At 73.1% G+C, this 16,507-nt stretch carries 16 protein-coding genes; 9 read left to right on the top strand and 7 right to left on the bottom strand.

Annotated features, from left to right (window positions below):
- Window positions 1-84 precede the first annotated feature (84 nt).
- Complete coding sequence (locus tag ABZ497_RS02270) at window positions 85-795, bottom strand: 4'-phosphopantetheinyl transferase superfamily protein (RefSeq protein WP_329487444.1); 711 nt, start codon at window positions 793-795, stop codon at window positions 85-87.
- A gap of 214 nt (window positions 796-1,009) precedes the next feature.
- Here ABZ497_RS02270 and ABZ497_RS02265 point away from each other — a divergent pair, with 214 nt between their 5' ends.
- Window positions 1,010-2,497 carry a choice-of-anchor A family protein gene (locus tag ABZ497_RS02265; RefSeq protein WP_359802869.1) on the top strand — a complete coding sequence of 496 codons (1,488 nt, stop codon included), beginning with the start codon at window positions 1,010-1,012 and terminating at the stop codon, window positions 2,495-2,497.
- A gap of 305 nt (window positions 2,498-2,802) precedes the next feature.
- On the opposite strand, the gene ABZ497_RS02260 is transcribed toward ABZ497_RS02265, so the two are convergent.
- The 3 genes from ABZ497_RS02260 to ABZ497_RS02250 all read right to left on the bottom strand — a co-directional run bounded on the left by ABZ497_RS02260 (window position 2,803) and on the right by ABZ497_RS02250 (window position 5,543).
- Complete coding sequence (locus ABZ497_RS02260; RefSeq protein ID WP_359802867.1) at window positions 2,803-3,300, bottom strand: F0F1 ATP synthase subunit B; 498 nt, start codon at window positions 3,298-3,300, stop codon at window positions 2,803-2,805.
- Window positions 3,301-3,459: 159 nt separating this feature from the next.
- Window positions 3,460-4,683, bottom strand: coding sequence for a kynureninase (kynU, locus tag ABZ497_RS02255; protein ID WP_359802865.1), 1,224 nt, complete (start codon window positions 4,681-4,683; stop codon window positions 3,460-3,462).
- Window positions 4,684-4,712: 29 nt separating this feature from the next.
- The gene (locus ABZ497_RS02250) at window positions 4,713-5,543 is read right to left on the bottom strand and encodes a tryptophan 2,3-dioxygenase family protein (RefSeq protein WP_329487440.1); all 831 of its coding nucleotides are present in this window, start codon (window positions 5,541-5,543) and stop codon (window positions 4,713-4,715) included.
- Window positions 5,544-5,776: 233 nt separating this feature from the next.
- Here ABZ497_RS02250 and ABZ497_RS02245 point away from each other — a divergent pair, with 233 nt between their 5' ends.
- Entirely contained in the window at window positions 5,777-6,211 is a 435-nt protein-coding gene (locus ABZ497_RS02245; protein WP_329487439.1) for an Lrp/AsnC family transcriptional regulator, read from the top strand.
- A gap of 25 nt (window positions 6,212-6,236) precedes the next feature.
- On the opposite strand, the gene ABZ497_RS02240 is transcribed toward ABZ497_RS02245, so the two are convergent.
- Both ABZ497_RS02240 and ABZ497_RS02235 read right to left on the bottom strand, forming a co-directional pair.
- Window positions 6,237-6,872: a MarC family protein gene (locus tag ABZ497_RS02240; protein ID WP_329487438.1), complete on the bottom strand. Its 636-nt coding sequence runs from the start codon at window positions 6,870-6,872 to the stop codon at window positions 6,237-6,239.
- 22 nt (window positions 6,873-6,894) lie between these two features.
- The gene (locus tag ABZ497_RS02235; protein WP_329487437.1) at window positions 6,895-7,215 is read right to left on the bottom strand and encodes a barstar family protein; all 321 of its coding nucleotides are present in this window, start codon (window positions 7,213-7,215) and stop codon (window positions 6,895-6,897) included.
- Between the two features lie 140 nt (window positions 7,216-7,355).
- Between ABZ497_RS02235 and ABZ497_RS02230 the strand changes: the two genes are divergently transcribed.
- From ABZ497_RS02230 to ABZ497_RS02220, 3 genes are all read left to right on the top strand, one after another.
- Window positions 7,356-7,916 carry a DoxX family protein gene (locus tag ABZ497_RS02230; RefSeq protein ID WP_359802862.1) on the top strand — a complete coding sequence of 187 codons (561 nt, stop codon included), beginning with the start codon at window positions 7,356-7,358 and terminating at the stop codon, window positions 7,914-7,916.
- Window positions 7,917-8,138: 222 nt separating this feature from the next.
- Window positions 8,139-8,780: a hypothetical protein gene (locus tag ABZ497_RS02225; protein WP_329487435.1), complete on the top strand. Its 642-nt coding sequence runs from the start codon at window positions 8,139-8,141 to the stop codon at window positions 8,778-8,780.
- A gap of 298 nt (window positions 8,781-9,078) precedes the next feature.
- Window positions 9,079-10,887 (top strand): glycosyl hydrolase family 18 protein, encoded by a 1,809-nt coding sequence (locus ABZ497_RS02220; RefSeq protein ID WP_359802860.1) that lies wholly within the window; start codon window positions 9,079-9,081, stop codon window positions 10,885-10,887.
- Window positions 10,888-11,131: 244 nt separating this feature from the next.
- On the opposite strand, the gene ABZ497_RS02215 is transcribed toward ABZ497_RS02220, so the two are convergent.
- Window positions 11,132-11,692, bottom strand: coding sequence for a MarR family transcriptional regulator (locus ABZ497_RS02215; protein ID WP_329487432.1), 561 nt, complete (start codon window positions 11,690-11,692; stop codon window positions 11,132-11,134).
- Window positions 11,693-11,850: 158 nt separating this feature from the next.
- On the opposite strand from ABZ497_RS02215, the gene ABZ497_RS02210 reads away from it, so the two are divergent.
- From ABZ497_RS02210 to ABZ497_RS02195, 4 genes are all read left to right on the top strand, one after another.
- Window positions 11,851-13,146 carry an MFS transporter gene (locus ABZ497_RS02210; protein ID WP_359802858.1) on the top strand — a complete coding sequence of 432 codons (1,296 nt, stop codon included), beginning with the start codon at window positions 11,851-11,853 and terminating at the stop codon, window positions 13,144-13,146.
- A 150-nt stretch (window positions 13,147-13,296) separates the two neighbouring features.
- Window positions 13,297-14,922: a phospholipid carrier-dependent glycosyltransferase gene (locus ABZ497_RS02205; protein WP_359802856.1), complete on the top strand. Its 1,626-nt coding sequence runs from the start codon at window positions 13,297-13,299 to the stop codon at window positions 14,920-14,922.
- A gap of 3 nt (window positions 14,923-14,925) precedes the next feature.
- On the top strand, window positions 14,926-15,705 hold the full coding sequence (locus tag ABZ497_RS02200) for an ABC transporter permease (protein WP_359802854.1): 780 nt from the start codon (window positions 14,926-14,928) through the stop codon (window positions 15,703-15,705).
- A 211-nt stretch (window positions 15,706-15,916) separates the two neighbouring features.
- Window positions 15,917-16,504 (top strand): TMEM165/GDT1 family protein, encoded by a 588-nt coding sequence (locus ABZ497_RS02195; protein WP_359802853.1) that lies wholly within the window; start codon window positions 15,917-15,919, stop codon window positions 16,502-16,504.
- Window positions 16,505-16,507: the final 3 nt, after the last annotated feature.

The raw sequence follows: 16,507 nt of genomic DNA, 5'->3' as shown, positions 1-16,507 counted from the left end.
CCCGAGCAGGCACGCTAACACCGCTTATCCGGGCCCCGGCCGCGCGGGTGGGACCACGGTTCCAGGGGCGGGCGGGCCCGTGGGTCAGCCGGCCGGCGGCGTCAGCACCACGACCCGGGGGGCGGCGGTGCTGGCGACCGAGACGGCCGCTCCCTGTCGGACGTCCGCCCAGTCGAGCAGGTGGAGGTCCTGGTAGCGGCTGTGCAGCGGCTCGCCCGCCGGCACGTCGAGCGGCAGTGCGGAGAGGTCGACGCCGGCCAGGGTGTCCAGGCTGGCCCGGCCGAGCTTGATCAGCGACTCCTTGCGCACCCACAGGCGCAGGAACGCCCGCCCGGGCTCCGGGTGCGCCTCGACCTGCCGCAGCTCGGCCGGGCTGAGCACCCGTGCGGCGACGTCGAGGAGCGAGCCGCTCCGTGCCGTCAGCTCGACGTCGACGCCGACCGGCTGGTACCCGGCGGCGGCCGCGACGACGCCGCGGGTGTGCGAGAGGCTCACCTGGACGTCCGGGTGGTCCGGCAGGTAGGGCCGGCCGTGGTCGCCCTTGCCGCAGTCGGGGCAGTTCTGGGCCAGCGTCAGCCCGGTCGCCGGTACGCCGAGCAGCCGGGCGGCGCAGAGCCGGACCAGGATGTGCGCGGCGGTGAAGTCGACCCGCCCCGACTCGTGCCGGAAGCGCGCGGCGCGTTCGTGTTCGAGGGCGGTGAGCAGGTGGTCGCCGGCTTCGGGGTGCCGCAGGACGTCCGCACTGGCCGAGACGGCGGCGAGCGGAGCCTGCGGGTCCTGGTCCTCGGAAGTCATGGTCCCAACCTAGCGGGGCCGCCCGTGGTCGGGGCCGCCCGCGGGCGTGATCGGCGCCCGCCCGGACTGCTTGGGATCGATCCTGACGGTCTGTAGGGTGTGGTTCGTCCGATTTGGTGTTTGATGTACCGGATCTGTCGTGTATTGGATGGGATCTACTGAAACGTGGCGGGTTGCGCGACCCGCCACTCTCTCTGTGCGGAGGAATGTGTCGATGGATCAGGGCATGGGTTCGCCGGAGCGCGGGACGGCCGCCGACCGGAGGCCGTCGGCCGTCCGCGGACGCCGGGCGGTCCGACTGGCGGTGGCGACCGCCGTCGCCGCGCTCCCGATGGCCGCGGTGCTGACGGTGGGCTCGGCCGCACCACTGGCCCCGCCGCTGGGGGCGTGCTCCGGGCCCGACTGCCCGGCGGTCTGGCCGACGCCGCCGCACAACGGGGACTTCGCCGGGCGGGACGCCACGATCAACGTCTTCACCGGCGGCGACTACACCGTGAACGGCCGGGCGGCCGAGGTCGAGGGCAAGATCGTCACCCTGGGGGACCTCACCGTCGACAAGAGCCAGGGCGGCGGCGCCTTCAACATGGGGGTGGTCGGGGTCGGTTCGCGGGTGGTGCCACCCAACGGCAGCGACTTCGTGACCGTCGGCGGCGCCGTGGACGTCAAGGCCGGCAACCGGATCCTCATCGGCGGCAGCGACTCCAAGGGCGCGGCCTTCGGCAACCTCCGTCACGCGGGCACGGTCACCGGCACTGTCGACATCGACCCCACCGGCCGGTCGATCGCGGATCCGGACGCCGCCGCGCCCTACCGTTCGGTGCTGAACCAGATCGAGGAGGTCTCCGCCTGCGTCGCCAGGGCGACCGCCACCGGCACGGTCACGGTGACCGGCAGCGAGGCCACCTTCGCGGGGGACGGGACCAGCATGAAGCAGGTCTTCAACGTCACCGGGAACCTGGGCTCGACCACCCGGCAGATCGGCCTGGTCTTCACCGGCGTCCCGGCCGGCGCCACCGTGGTCGTCAACATGCTGGCGGCCGACCCGGTCATCAACACCTACACCGGTACCGGCCTCCCGGGGGACCAGACCACCGAGATGCGTTCCAGGCTGATGTGGAACTTCCCCACGGCCACCGACGCGCGGATCCTCGGCGGCGCCCAGTTCCAGGGCTCGGTCATGGCGGGCAACGCGGGGGGCACCACGACCCTCGCCCAGCCCGGCATGAACGGCCGGGTCTACCTGGCGGGCAATCTGATCCAGACCGGCAACGGCGGCTACGAGATCCACGGTTACCCGTTCGACGGGGACCTGCCGGACTGCGCCGTGACGCCCAGCCCCTCGCCGACCTCGCCGAGCCCGTCGCCGACCTCCCCCAGCCCCACGCCGACCTCCACCTCGCCGTCCCCGACCTCGGCCTCACCCTCCCCGACGTCGCCGACCGCCACGTCCAGCACCCCGGCCCCCACGTCGTCCGGCCCCGCTCCGACCGGTCCGAGCGAGCACCCGACCAGCCACCGGCCCAGTAGCCACCGGCCGACCAGCCATCTGCCGGCTCCCGGCTCGTCGACCGGCGGGGGCGGCCAGCTGCCGTCGACCGGCGCGGGTGACGGCCCGGTCGTGCTCGGCCTGGCCGGTGTCGCCCTGCTCGGCCTCGGCGGCCTCGCCGTCCTGGTCGCCCGCCGACGCGGACGCCACAGCTAGCCCGCAGGGCCTGCAGGCCCCACCAGACCCGCAGGTCCCACCGGACCCGCGGGCCCCACCGGACCGAGGCGCCTGACCGCAGAGGCGCCGGAGTTCCGTCGGGCCGCCCGGTCACCCGACCGGGCGGCCCGACCGGCGACCGGCCCCGGCGACCGGCCCCCTCGGTCGGGGCCCCGGTGCGGGGGCTGCCCTGCGGTGACCTGCGGTGATCTGAGCTGGCCACCGGATCGACCGGCCCCGGGCAGGCCCGCCCTGGCGGGTGTGGGCCCGTTCGGCCGGCACGAACGGGCGTGCGCCGCACCTGCTCAGTGCTCGTCGAAGAAGCGCTCCACCGTGTCGCGCTCGGCGGCGACGGCCGCCAGCGACTCGCCGACGATCCGGCCGGCCAGGTCGACCGCCAGTTCGCCGACGTCCTGCCGGAGGGTGACGGCCGCGAGTGCCTGGTCGACGGTGATCCGGGCGTGGGCCTCGGCGACCAGCCGGTCGCGCTCCCGGACCCCGTCCTCGCGGGCCGCCGCGATGGCGGCCGCGCCCCGTTCGGCGGCCTCCTGCCGGATCCGCGCCGCCTCGTGCCGCGCGTGGGCCAGTTCGTTCCGGTAGGCCTCGTAGACGCGATCCGCCTCGGCGTGGAGCGCCTCGGCCCGCTCCACGCCGCCCTCGGTGGCGTCCCGGCGATCGGCCTGGAGCCGCTCGATCCGCGGGAGCACCCGGCGGCCCAGCACCCGGACCACCAGGAGGAAGCAGATCAGGCCGACGATCAGTTGGCCGGGTTCGGGCTTCAGTGGACCGAGCTCGAAGTTCATCTGCTCCTCCTACGACCTGACGTCCCGTCATAGAAGGTGCTGCCCGCCCTGGTTGGCGCCGAACCGCAGCCGAGCCGAGGCCGAACCGCGGACCCGGCTCCTGAGCCGGCCCTGCACCGGAGCCGGCCCCGCACCGGAGCCGGCCCCGCTCCGGTCCGGTCAGGTCACCTCGCCGCGCCGGCCGAACCGCTCCGCCCGCCACTCGCCGGTCTCCAGTACCTCGGCCAGTTGCCGCGCGGCGTCCCAGACGTCCACGTACGACAGGTACAGCGGGGTGAAGCCGAAGCGCATGAGGTCCGGTGCGCGGAAGTCCCCGATCACCCCGCGCTCGATCAGCGCCTGCACCACCGGGTAGCCGTCGGCGTGCCGCAGGGCGACCTGGCTGCCGCGCCGGGCGTGCTCGCGCGGGGTGGCCATCTCGATCCCCTCCAGCCCCTCCACCAGCGCGATGAAGAGGTCGGTCAGGGCCAGGCTCTTCGTCCGTACCGCGTCCAGGTCGGCGCGCTCCCAGATGTCCAGGCTGGTGCCCAGCGCGGCCTGGCCGAGCAGCGAGGGCGAGCTGGTCAGGAAGCGCCCGATGCCCTCCCTCGGGTCGTACCCGGGCTCGAAGGCGAACGGGCGGGCGTGGCCGAACCAGCCGCTCAGCGGCTGCCGCGGGCCGGCCGCGAGGTGGCGCCGGGCCACGTACAGGAAGGCCGGCGCGCCGGGGCCGGCGTTCAGGTACTTGTAGGTGCAGCCGACCGCGAAGTCAGCGTTGCTCGCGTCGAGTTCGATCGGCAGGGCGCCCACCGAGTGGCAGACGTCCCAGATCATCAGGGCGCCCGCGGCCTGCACCCGGGCGGTGATCCCGGGCATGTCCAGCAGCTCGCCGGTGCGGTAGTCCACATGCGAGAGGACGACGACGGCGACGTCCGCGTCCAGGTGCCGGTCGAGCTCCCCGGGGGTGGTCAGCACGCTGCGCGCGCCCTCGAACAGCCCGGTCACGCCCTCGGCGATGTAGAGGTCGGTGGGGAAGGCCGCGCCGTCGCCGAGCACCGTGTGCCGGCCGGGGCGCAGCCGCAGCGCGGCCGTCAGCACCTTGAACAGGTTGACCGAGGTGGTGTCGCAGACCACGACCTCCTCGGGGCCGGCCCCGATCAGCGGCGCGATCCGTCGGCCGAGCCGGTAGGGCTGCTCGAACCAACCGGCCTCGTTCCAGCTGCGGATCAGCTCGCGGCCCCACTCCTCCTCGACGACCTGCCGCACCCGCTCCGGGGTGCGGGCCGGCAGCGCTCCGAGCGAGTTCCCGTCCAGGTAGACGACGCCCTCGGGCAGGGCGAACTCCTTGCGGAACGCCGCCAGCGGGTCGACGGCGTCCAGCGCCGCGCACTCCTCGCGCGTCATGATGCCCAACGTCCTGCCCACTCTCTCGCTCACAGCTCGTCCCGTACGGTCCACAGCTCGGGGAACACGTCCTGCTCGGCGGCCTTGCGCAGCCAGGTGAGGCCGCTGGAGCCGCCCGAGCCGGGCTTGGCGCCCATCGCGCGCTTCACCGCGGCCAGGTGCCGCTGGCGCCAGCGGGTGACCCGCTCGGCGACGTCCAGCAGCGCTTCGGCGAGCGGCTGCAGCGCCGCGTGCGCGGGGTCGGCGTAGACCTGCCGCCAGGCGGCCTCCACGGCCGGATCGGCCCGGTGCCGCTGCTCGGAGGGCTCGTGCGGCACCGCCAGTCCGCGCCGGGCGAGCAGCGCCAGGGCGTCGTCGTACAGACCGGGGGCGCGCAGCGCCTCGCTCAGCTCGGCCCGCGTCTCGGGTATCTCGTCGTACATCCGCAGCAGGCCGGCGTTCTTGTTGCCCAGCAGGAACTCCAGGTGCAGGAAGGCCGATGACTGGAACCCGGAGGCCTCGCCGAACACCGAGCGGAAGGCGTTGAACTCCTGCGGGGTCATGGTCGCCAGCAGGTCCCAGGACTCCACCAGGACGTCCTGCACATGGGTGCCGCGCCGCAGCGCGGCCAGCGCGGCCGGCAGGTCGTCCTCGCGCATGGCCTGCTGGGCCAGCGTCCACTCGTGCCGGAGCAGGCCGAAGAGCAGCTCCATCACCTGGGTGGTGACGATGAACGACAGCTCGGCCGGGACCTTGCTGCGCGGCTGCTGCAGGCTGTGCAGCTCCTCCAGGCGCGCGTACCGGGCGTAGGGGGTGCCCCGACCCGGCTCACCGCCCCGACCGAACGACAGGTTGGGTGTCTCCACCGTGTCGTGCCCCATCCCGATCCCTCCTGATGACCCGGCCGGCGGATGCCGCCCTACCGGTGACGCGGCCGCCTGCTGGTCCGTAGTGGCCGGGCCCCATTGTGCGGCGGTCACTGCCCCCACTTGAATGGGCACCGGGCACGGCAACCGCAGCCGGACCTGCCGATCGAGAGGTCTTCCCGCCGATTCCCTTTACGATCGCAAAAGAGCGGGATCCAGCCAGTCGATCAACCTCTCCGGGAGCCGCCATGGACGCCGTCGACCGCCGCCTGCTGGCCGAGCTGCAGGCCGATGCCCGGCTCTCGTACAACGAACTCTCCCGCCGGGTGAGCCTCTCCGCACCCGCCGTCGCCGAACGGGTGCGCCGGTTGGAGGCCGAGGGGGTGATCAGCGGGTACCACGCCCACGTCGACCCCGCCCGGGCCGGGCTGCCGATCACCGCGCTGGTCCAGCTCCAGTGCTACGGCCCGCGCTGCGTGCTTCGCGACCCGGAGGTGCCGCGGTGGCCGGAGGTCCTCCAACTGCACCGGGTGACCGGCGGGGCCTGCTGCGTGCTGCTGGTGGCGGTCCCCGCGATGGCCGCCTTCGAGGCACTGATCGACCGCCTCGGCGGCTATGGGCAGCCGGCCAGCTCGATGATCCTCTCCAGCCCGGTGCCCTGGCGGCCGGTGGTCGCGCCCTGACGCCCGCGCCGGCGCCGCGCCGCCCTCAGTGCGCCTCGGGCAGGTGCAGGCCCAGCCCCGCCAGGCCGTTCAGGAACAGCTCCACGCCGACCGCCGCCAGCAGCAGGCCGAGCAGCCGGGAGAGCACCTCCAGCGACGTCCGGTGGGTGCGCCGCATCAGCGGGGCGAGCGCCGCCACGCAGATGTAGTTGATCGCCACCACGGCGAGGTAGGCACCGACGACGGTGGTCCGCCAGCCCCAGTCGTCCTTGCTGAGCGAGCCCACCAGCACCGCGGTGACCGCCAGCGGGCTGGCCACGTACGGGAGCATCAGTTCGCGGATGCCGTCCACCATCGGGTTCGGCAGGTGGTCGTCGTCCTCGCCGGTGCCGGCGCCGAGGTGGATGCCGAGGACCAGGGCGACGGCGTAGACGAAGAAGATCGTCCCGCCGGCCAGTTGCAGCGACTGGTCGCTGATGTGGAACAGCGAGGTCACGAAGTCCGCGCTGTAGGCGAGCACCAGGCCGATCAGGGCGGTGATCAGGGAACTCCAGGCCGCCAGCCGCCGCAGTTCGTGGGTGCTGCGGGTGGCGGCCAGCCGGGCGAAGGACAGCAGGACCTTCGGCGGGCCCACGACGGCGAAGAAGGCGATGAACGCGCTGCTCAGGTTGAAGACGAACATGGGCCAAGCATGATCGGGACGCTCAGCGCAGTTCGACCGCCACGCCCTCGGTGCGCAGGGTGTCGAGGATCGCGTCGAAGTAGCTCAGCCGCCGCCCGCCGATGACGACGGTGCCCGTGAGGTGCCGCCGGGCGGTGCCGGCGTCCCGCCAGACCAGGGTGAACGGGGGAGCGGGCCCGAAGCCGCCGTGCAGGCAGTCGGCCAGTGCGTCGAGGTTGCTGCCGTAGTAGCCGCCGGGGCCGTTCAGAGCGGCGCCCAGGGCGGTGTAGAACGCGACGCGGTCGGTGATCGCGTGGCCGTCCAGCTGGTACGCGGGCGGCGGCGCGGGCGGGTCGGTGGCCATCGTTCCTCCATTCCTCGGTGCTCCGATGTTCGCCCGGATGGCGGCCCCGGGTCGAGCCGGCCCGCCCTTTCGGCTCCTATGGAAGCCGGATCACCTCCGCTGGAACGAGGGGATCACCTCCGCTGGAACGAGGACTCGACATGTGTCTGAACCGTAAGGATCTCGGCCTGCTGGCCCTGCGCGGCGCCGTCGGCGGGGTGCTGATCGCGCACGGCACCCAGAAGCTGTTCGGCTGGTTCGGTGGCAGCGGCCTGGAGGGCACCACCCAGGCGATGGAGCACATGGGCTTCCACCCGGCCCGGCAGAGCGCCCTGGCGGCCGGCCTCGGCGAGGCCGGCGGCGGCGCGCTGCTGGTGGCCGGGCTGGCCACCCCGGCGGCCGGCGCGGTGGTGGCCGGCACCATGGCGGGCGCGGTCGCGGTGCACGCCCCGTCCGGCTTCTTCGTGATGTCGGGCGGCTACGAGTACCCGGCGTTCCTGGGGGCGACCGGGCTCGCGCTGGGCCTGGCGGGCCCGGGGCGGTACTCGCTCGACCACCTGACCGGCCACGCCTTCGACCGGCCCTGGGTGGGCCTGGTGGCGTTCGCCGCGAGCGCCGCCTCGGCGTACGGCGTGGTGGCCCGCCGCCGGCACGTGGTGCGGCTGCGCGAGGAGCGGGCCGCCGTGGAGGCGCAGACGCAGGAGGGCTCGGGGCTGTCCTGAAACCGCCCCACCGGAGTTCCGCGCGCCGGGGCGGTGCGCGGAACCCCGCGGTCGCGGCCCGCCGCGACCCTCACCCGGATGCCCACCCCTGTTGGCGGGCGCGGTCGCGCCCTCGGAGGGTGGGCGTGAGGCGTGCCGGGCAGCCCGGCGCCGAGCCGGAGCAGAGCCGCCGCAGCGCGGAGACGAAGCAGCGCGGACGACGACGCGCAGAATCGAGGACCCATGGACCGCCAGTCGCCGACCCGGGCGAACCGCCCGACCGGCCCGACCCACCCGACCCGCACCACCGCCCAGGACGTCACCGCCGCGGTGGTGCGCCGTCCCCGCCGGGCGGTGGCCGGTGTCCTGGCCGCGGCCGCCCTGGGCACGGCGGCGCTGGCCGGCTGTTCCTCGGACAGCGAGCCGAGCAAGGCCGTCTCCTCGGCCGCCGGCGCGGTCCAGTCGGGCCTCTCGGCCGCCGCCTCCGCCGCCGCCTCGGCGGTGGAGTCGGCCGCGAGCGGGCTCTCCTCGGCGGCCTCCTCCGCGGTGGCGTCGGTGGCCGCCTCGGCGCAGGCGGCAGCCTCCTCGGCGGTCTCGAACGTCAAGGGCGGGCTGGACGCCAAGGGGGACGTCACGGTGAGCGGGGTGACGATCGGCTCGGACGGCAAGGCCGAGGCGACGCTCTCCGTCGCCAACCACGAGCAGCAGTCCAACCGGTACGTGATTCAGGTCAACTTCACCGACGACTCCGGCAATGTCCTGGACGCGACGGCGGTGACCGTTCCGGACGTGGCCGCCGGGCAGACCGCCCAGGCCACCGCCCGGAGCAACCGCGACCTCTCCGGCTCGGTGAAGGTCGTGGTGGCCAACGCCGTCCGGTACTGATCCGCAGGTCAGCGGGGCCGGCCCGGCGGGGGCCAACCTTAAGCGCGACTCAAGCCTCAACATCACCCCTTGACGGGCGAGTTGGTCTAGTCCATTTTAATCCACAGGTGCAGGGAGCCCCTGAACCGGCGTCAGCGGTCTGTGGCCGCGGGCGCCGGTTCGGCATATCCCGGTGTCCGTCAGGCGTGTACCCGCTCGATTCCCTTTCCCCCGTTCTGTCATGCCCTGGTCGTACGGCCCCACCCCGTACGAGCCCGCCAGGCGCGGCGGATCCCCCACAACCAGGAGTCACGCACCCATGCTCCGTTCACGTATCGAAAGGGCCGGGACCCCGGCTCAGGAGGGCGGCCGCCGGCGGCGCCCGAAGAGCCTGGCCGCCCTCGCGGTCGGCACGACCGCCTCCCTGCTGCTCGGCGCGGGCCTCGCCCTCACCGGTGGTGCCTCGGCCAGCGCGGCCGTCACCAACTCCACCGGCGCGCCCGCCACCAGCGGTGGCATCAAGGTCGCCTACTTCGACCAGTGGTCGATCTACGCGAACGCGTACTACCCGAAGACGATCCAGGACACCGGCGTCGCCGGGAAGCTGGACTACCTGATCTACTCGTTCGCGAACATCCACCCCACCAACCTGAACTGTTTCGAGGCCACCAAGGCCGCGAGCCAGGACGACAACAACCCCAACGCGGGTGACGGTGCGGGCGACGCGTTCGCCGACTACCAGAAGAGCTTCGGCCCGGACATCTCGGTCGACGGCGTCGGCGACGCCTGGGGCCAGCCGATCGCGGGCAACTTCAACCAGCTGAAGAAGCTGAAGGCGAAGAACCCCAACCTCAAGGTCCTGATCTCGCTGGGCGGTTGGACGTACTCCAAGTACTTCTCGGCGGCGGCCGCCACGGACGCCTCCCGCAAGAAGCTGGTCTCGTCCTGCATCGACATGTTCATCAAGGGCAACCTGCCGACGGACGCCGGCTACGGCGGCCCGGGCTCGGCGGCCGGCATCTTCGACGGCATCGACATCGACTGGGAGTACCCGGGCGGCGGCGGCCACACCGGCAACATCTCCAGCCCGAGCGACAAGCAGAACTTCACCCTGCTGCTGAAGGAGCTGCGCGAGCAGCTGGACGCCCAGGGCAAGACCGACGGCAAGACCTACGCCACGGCGGCGGCGGTCGGCGCCGGCCAGGACAAGATCCGGAACGTGGAGACCGACAAGATCGGTCAGTACCTCACGTTCCTGGACATCATGACCTACGACATGCACGGTGCCTGGGACGCCAAGGGCCCGACCAACCACCAGGCCCCGATCTACTCCGGCCCGGACGACCCGATGACCCCGGCCGCGCCGGGCAACGGCAAGTACTCGGTCGATGCCGCGATCAAGGCGTACACCGCCGGTGACACCGACTACGGCATCCCGGGCGGCTTCCCCGCCAAGAAGATCAACGTGGGTGTGCCGTTCTACTACCGCGGCTGGACCGGCGTCCAGAACAACGGCAAGAACGGTCTCTTCCAGCCCGCCACCGGCCCGGCCACCGGCGCGGCGATGTCCGGCAACGTCCCCGGCATCCAGATGTACAAGGAGCTCGCGGGCTTCGTCGACAACCCGGCCCGGACCTTCTGGGACGACACGGCGAAGACCACGTACTTCTACGACGGCTCCACGTTCTGGAGCGGTGAGGACACCCGGTCGATCCAGGCCAAGGTCGACTACGCCCACTGCAACGGCCTCGGCGGCTCCTTCGCCTTCTCGCTGTACGACCTGGGGACCAAGACCGCGCTGTTCGACAAGATGGTCGAGGCCACCAACGGGTCCGCCGCCGCCTGCCCGGCCGCGCCGAGCCCCACCCCGACCCCGACCAAGACGGTGACCCCCACGCCGACCCCGACCGCGACGGCCACCCCCACCGCGACCCCGACGCCGACCACCACCCCGACCTCTCCGGCCGGCTGCTCCGCCGCCCCGAGCTGGGACGCGGCGGCCACCTACGCCACCTCGACCAAGGTCTCCTGGAAGGGCCACTACTACACCAACAAGTGGTGGACCAAGGGCGAGGACCCCGCCACCACCGGTCAGTGGGGCGTCTGGACCGACAACGGCCCCTGCTGAGGCCGTACCGCTCCACCGTTCAGGTGCCCGGCCGTCCGCGGGCCCGCGCACCTGAGCAGCACCTGAAGATCTGAGGGCCCTGACGGACCCTCGCACCACGAGTCCGGCCCGCCGGGGGACGACACCCCGGCGGGCCGGACTTTCCACGTTCCCGGGCCCGGGGCGGGCCGCCCGGCCGCCCGGCCCACCGGGCTCGGGCCGGGCCACCAGGCCACCAGGCCACCGGGCCACCGGCCCGCCGGGCTCAGGCCAGGTCGTCGGTGCGCCCGAGGGCGTCGGGCTGGCTCTCCTCGATCCGGCGCAGCATCCGGGCCAGCATCGCGGACAGCACGGTGCGGTCCTCGCCGACGACGTCCTGGAGCAGCTCCTCCTCGAAGACGGCCGCCATCCGCATCGACTCCAGCCACTTGTCGCGGCCGTTCTCGGTCAGCTCGATGATCACCCGGACCCGGTTGGTCTCGTCCCGCTCCCGGGTGACGAGGTCCTCGGCGACCATCCGGTCGATCCGGTGGGTCATCGCGGCCGGGGTGAGCCCGAGCCGCTTGGCCAGCTCGCCCGGTCCCAGCCGGTACGGGTTCCCGGCGACCACCAGGGCCTTGAGCACCTCCCACTCGGCGGAGGTGATTCCCAGCACAGTCAGCTGCCGGCTGTAGGAGACGCCCATCCGCCGGGCGACCCGGGAGAGGGTCTGCACGATGGTCTCCACCTGCGGGTCCACGGTGGGGAATTCCCGCTGGTAGACGGCCACCTGCTCGGCGATGCCCAGCTCGTCGGGGGCGGCCGGCGCGGGCTTGTCTGCTGTCATGCGGACCAGTGTCGCACGTGGGGGTGCAGACCTTAAGCCTTTGACTCCGCAGTCTTCCGGTGCTAAGACTTTATCTCGGCAGACTTTAGCTCTTAAATCTTCTGCCCTTAAGAGTATTCATTGAAACCAGCGAAGGGGTGTGCACGGTGACCGGCACGGTGAAGCAGCAGAGGCAGCGGCGTCATGGGGCGGGCGGCCCGCTGCGCCGCGTCCAGATCGGCAACGCGCTCAGTGCGTTCGGCAGCGGATTCACGATGCCGTACATGTTCGTGTACGTGGACCAGGTGCGGGGGCTGGGCTCGCTGGCCGCCGGGATGGTGTTCACCGTCTTCGCGCTGGCCGCGCTCGCGGTGCTCCCGTTCACCGGCCGCGGCATCGACCGGTACGGCCCGCGCCCGGTGCTGCTCGCCGGCGCCGCGCTCGCCGCCACCGGCGCGTTCGCCTTCGGCCACGCCACCGGCACCCCGGCCCTGCTGGTCTCGTCCTTCCTGTTCGGCGCGGGTGTCACCACCTGCCAGCCGGCGCTCGCCACCATGATCGTCCGCTGCTCGACCGCCGCGACCAGGTCGCACGCCTTCGCGCTGCAGTTCACCCTGATCAACCTGGGCATGGGCATCGGCGCGCTGGTCGGCGGCCAGATCGTGGACGTCGCCGACCCGGCCAGCCTGACCCGGCTGTTCACCATCGAGGCCGTCACCTTCCTGGGCCTGGCCCTGGTCACCGGCAGCGCCCGGATCCCGAACGCGGCCCCGGTCCTGGTCCCGGGCGCGGCCAAGGGCCCCCAGGGCCTGCGCGCGCTGGTCGCCGACAAGGCGATGCTGCGGCTCTGCGTGCTCGCCGGGCTGATCTTCTTCACCTGCTACGGCCAGTTCGAGTCCGGTGTCGCGGCCTTCGCCACCGACACCGTCGGCACCGCGCCCTCCACCCTGGGCATCGCCATCGGCGCCAACGCGCTGACCATCGTCGTGCTGCAGATGTTCGTGGTGCGGATCACCGCCCGCCGCCGGCGCACCACCGCGATGGCCGCGGCCGGCGTGGTCTGGCTGGGTGCCTGGGCGATGGCCCTGGTGGCCGGCCTGATCCGGACCGAGACCATGGCCGCCACGGTCGCGATCGTCTCGATCTACGCCCTGTTCGGGGTGGGCGAGTCGCTGCTCGCCCCCACCCTGGGCCCGATCGTCGCCGATCTCGCCCCGGCCCGGCTGCTCGGCACCTACAACTCCGGGTACGCCCTGGTGAAGCAGGTCGCGATCGCGGTCGGCCCGGCCGTCGGCGTGCTGCTGGTCGGCTCCGGCACCTGGCCGCTCTACCTGGCGGCGATGGCCGGCTCCACCGTGCTGATCGTGGTCCTGGCGCTGCGGCTGCGCCCGTACCTCACCGCCGTCCAGGACAACGCGGCCCCGGCCGTCGTCCGGACGACCCTCCCGGTCCGGGAGCTCCAGACCGCGGCGTGACGCCCGGTCTGACATGCCACGACTGCGCCGTCCGGGTCACCTGGACGGCGCTCGTCGCGCTTGGATTCGTGACCACCGGCACATAGTGTCAGTGGCTGTTGACCGTCCGGCTCCGACCGGCACAGGCGAGACAGGCGAATCGGCGAGGCTATGACGCAAGCGGCGCTCACGCACCCACCCGCACCAGCGGCCCCCGCAGCCCCCGTACCGGCCCGTCGGGGGCTGCCGCGCTGGGCGGCCGAACGGGCCGGCTGGCTCGGGCCGATCGGCGTGGCGCTCTTCGCCGGACTGCTGCGGTTCTGGAACCTCGGCTACCCCAACGCCTTCGTCTTCGACGAGACGTACTACCCCAAGGACGCCTGGTCGCTGCTGCGACAGGGCTACGAGGGCACCTGGCCGGACAGCGCCAACGCCGACATCCGGGGGGTGCCGCAGCGCATCCCGCTCACCTCCGCGCCGGAGTTCATCGCCCACCCGCCGCTCGGCAAATGGGTCATCTCGCTCGGCGAATGGGGCTTCGGCCTGCACCCCTTCGGCTGGCGTTTCATGACCGCGCTGCTCGGCACCGTGACCGTGCTGATGCTGGCCCGGATCGGCCGCCGGCTGTTCGGCTCCACCCTGATCGGCTGCACCGCCGCCCTGCTGATGGCCGTCGACGGGCTCCAGCTCGTGATGAGCCGGGTCGGCCTGCTGGACGGCGTCCAGATGTTCTTCGTGCTCGCCGCCTTCGGCTCCCTGCTGGTCGACCGCGACCGCACCCGGGCCCGGCTGGCGTCCGCCCGCGACGGCGCGCAGCCGGACGGCGACCGGATCCGCCTCGGCCCGCGCCCCTGGCGGATCGCCGCCGGGGTCGCGCTCGGCGCCGCCTGCGCGGTCAAGTGGAACGGCGTCATGGTGCTCGCCGCGTTCGGCCTGCTCACCGTGCTCTGGGACCAGTCCGGCCGCCGCTGGGCCGGCGCGCGCCGCCCCTGGCGCTCGATGCTGCGCCGGGACGCGCTGCCCGCCCTGCTCGCCATGGTCGGCTCGGCCCTCGTGGTGTACGTCGGCTCCTGGGCCGGCTGGCTCGCCGCCGGCGGCCGCACCGGCGGCGGGTACGACCGGCACTGGGCCGACGACCGGGCCGGCCTCTCCGCCGACAGCTTCCTCGGCGTCCCGCTGCCGCAGGTCCCGATGAGCTGGGTGCCGGCGCCGCTGCGCAGCCTCTGGCACTACCACGCCCAGATGTACGACTTCAACACCGGCCTGAGCACCCCGCACACCTACCAGTCGAACCCGTTCAGCTGGCTGGTCCAGGGCCGCCCGGTCTCCATGTACTGGGAGCAGGTGCCGAACGGGCAGCAGGGCTGCACGGCCTCCGGCGGCTGCGCCGCGCAGATCCTCGGCCTCGGTACCCCGCTGCTCTGGTGGACGGCCTGCTTCGCCCTGGTCTACCTGCTCTGGCGCTGGTTCTTCCGCCGGGACTGGCGCTCGGGCGCGGTGCTCTGCGGCGTCGCCGGCGTCTACCTGCCGTGGTTCCAGTACCAGGAGCGGACGGTCTTCTCGTTCTACATGGTGGTGCTGGTGCCCTTCCTCTGCCTGGCCGTGGCGCAGATGCTCGGGGCGATGCTCGGCCCGGCCGGGTGCTCGCCCGAGCGGCGCCGGGTGGGTGCGGCCGGGGCCGGGCTGATCGTGCTGGCGATCGTGGCCTGCTTCGCCTTCTTCTATCCGCTCTACACGGCGGAGGTGATCCCCATGACGTCCTGGCAGGACCGGATGTGGTTCACCAGCTGGATCTGAGGCATGGCGCTCGCGGCGGCCGCGGGGAACCAGCTGCTGCCGGTCACCCCCCTGCTGGGGGTGGTCGCCGCCGTGCTGCTGGCCGCCGCCGTGGCGGTGGCCGGGTGGGGCCTGCTCGGGCACGGCCACGCGGTGCTGCGGGCCGGGCTGCGCGCGGCGGCGCAGCTGGCCGCCGTCGCGCTGGTGATCACCTGGGTGGTCGGCTCGCTCTGGTGGTCGGCGCTGTTCGTGCTGCTGATGTTCGCGGTCGCGGTGCGCACCGCCGGGCGGCGGCTGACCGCCGGCCCGCAGTGGGTCCGGGCGGCCGTGCCGATCGGCGCCGGGGTGCTGCCGGTGCTCGGGCTGCTGCTGGGGGTCGGGTTGCTGCCGCCGAAGGGCCTCTCGGTCATCCCGGTGGCGGGCATCCTGATCGGCGGAGCGCTCACCGCGACCTCGCTCGCCGGCCGGCGTGCCCTGGACGAGCTGCGCCAGCGGCACGGCGAGGTGGAGGCGGCGTTCGCGCTGGGCTTCGAGGAGCGCGACGCCCGGCTGGAGATCTGCCGGACGGCCGCCGCGACCTCGCTCGTCCCGGCCCTCGACCAGACCAGGACGGTGGGCCTGGTCACGCTGCCCGGGGCGTTCGTCGGCATGCTGCTCGGCGGCGCCTCCCCGGTACAGGCCGGCGCGGTGCAGCTGTTCGTGCTGGTCGCTCTGCTGGCGGTGGAGTCGGTGGCGGTCGTCGTGGTGCTGGAGCTGGTCGCCCGCGGGCTGCTGGGCGCCTCGCCGCCCGGCGCCGTCGGGTAGGCTTGGCGCGTTGAAGGGGAGTAGCCCTCCACCGGACCGTCGACATACTGGCCCCTCGGGGCCCGGCGCCCGGGGCATCTGTCAGCTGGATGCCGGCGAGACCTTCGGCCGCAGTGCTGTGATGTTCTGACCAGCGCTGTCGGGCCGGAGCGACCCCTCACGGAGCTGCCGAGGCCGGGCAGCCCGACCCCTGAGGGATACCGAACCCCCGATGAGCCTGACCGTAGCCGCGATCACCTTCGGCATCGTCTTCCTGTCCGAACTGCCGGACAAGACCGCCCTGGCCAGCCTGATGCTCGGCGCCAAGTACCGGGCGAGCTATGTCTTCGTGGGCATCGCCGCCGCCTTCGCCCTCCAGGTCGGCATCGCCCTGGTCGCCGGGCACCTGCTCGCGCTGCTCCCGCACCGCTGGGTGGAGGGCGTCACCGGCCTGCTGTTCCTGGCCGGGGCCGCGATGCTGCTCTTCCACGGCGGCGGTGACGACGAGGACGGCCACGCCGCCAAGGAGCCGTCCGCCAACAGCTTCTGGAAGGTCGCCGGGGCCAGCTTCGTGGTCGTGGCGATCGCCGAGTTCGGCGACCTCACCCAGATCATGACCGCCAACCTCGCGGCCAAGTACGCCGACCCGCTCGCCGTCGGCCTCGGCGCCTGGCTGGCGCTCTGCGCCGTCGCCGGGATCGCCATCCTCGGCGGCCAGAAGCTGCTGAAGCACGTCCCGATGAAGATGATCATCCGGGTGGCGGCCGGGATCATGGTGCTGATGGCCGGGTTCAGCATCTTCCAGGCGATCACCGGCTGACCG

The sequence above is a fragment of the Kitasatospora sp. NPDC005751 genome (assembly GCF_040630835.1).
GTDB lineage: Bacteria > Actinomycetota > Actinomycetes > Streptomycetales > Streptomycetaceae > Kitasatospora.
This window is presented reverse-complemented; position numbering and strand designations above follow the sequence as displayed.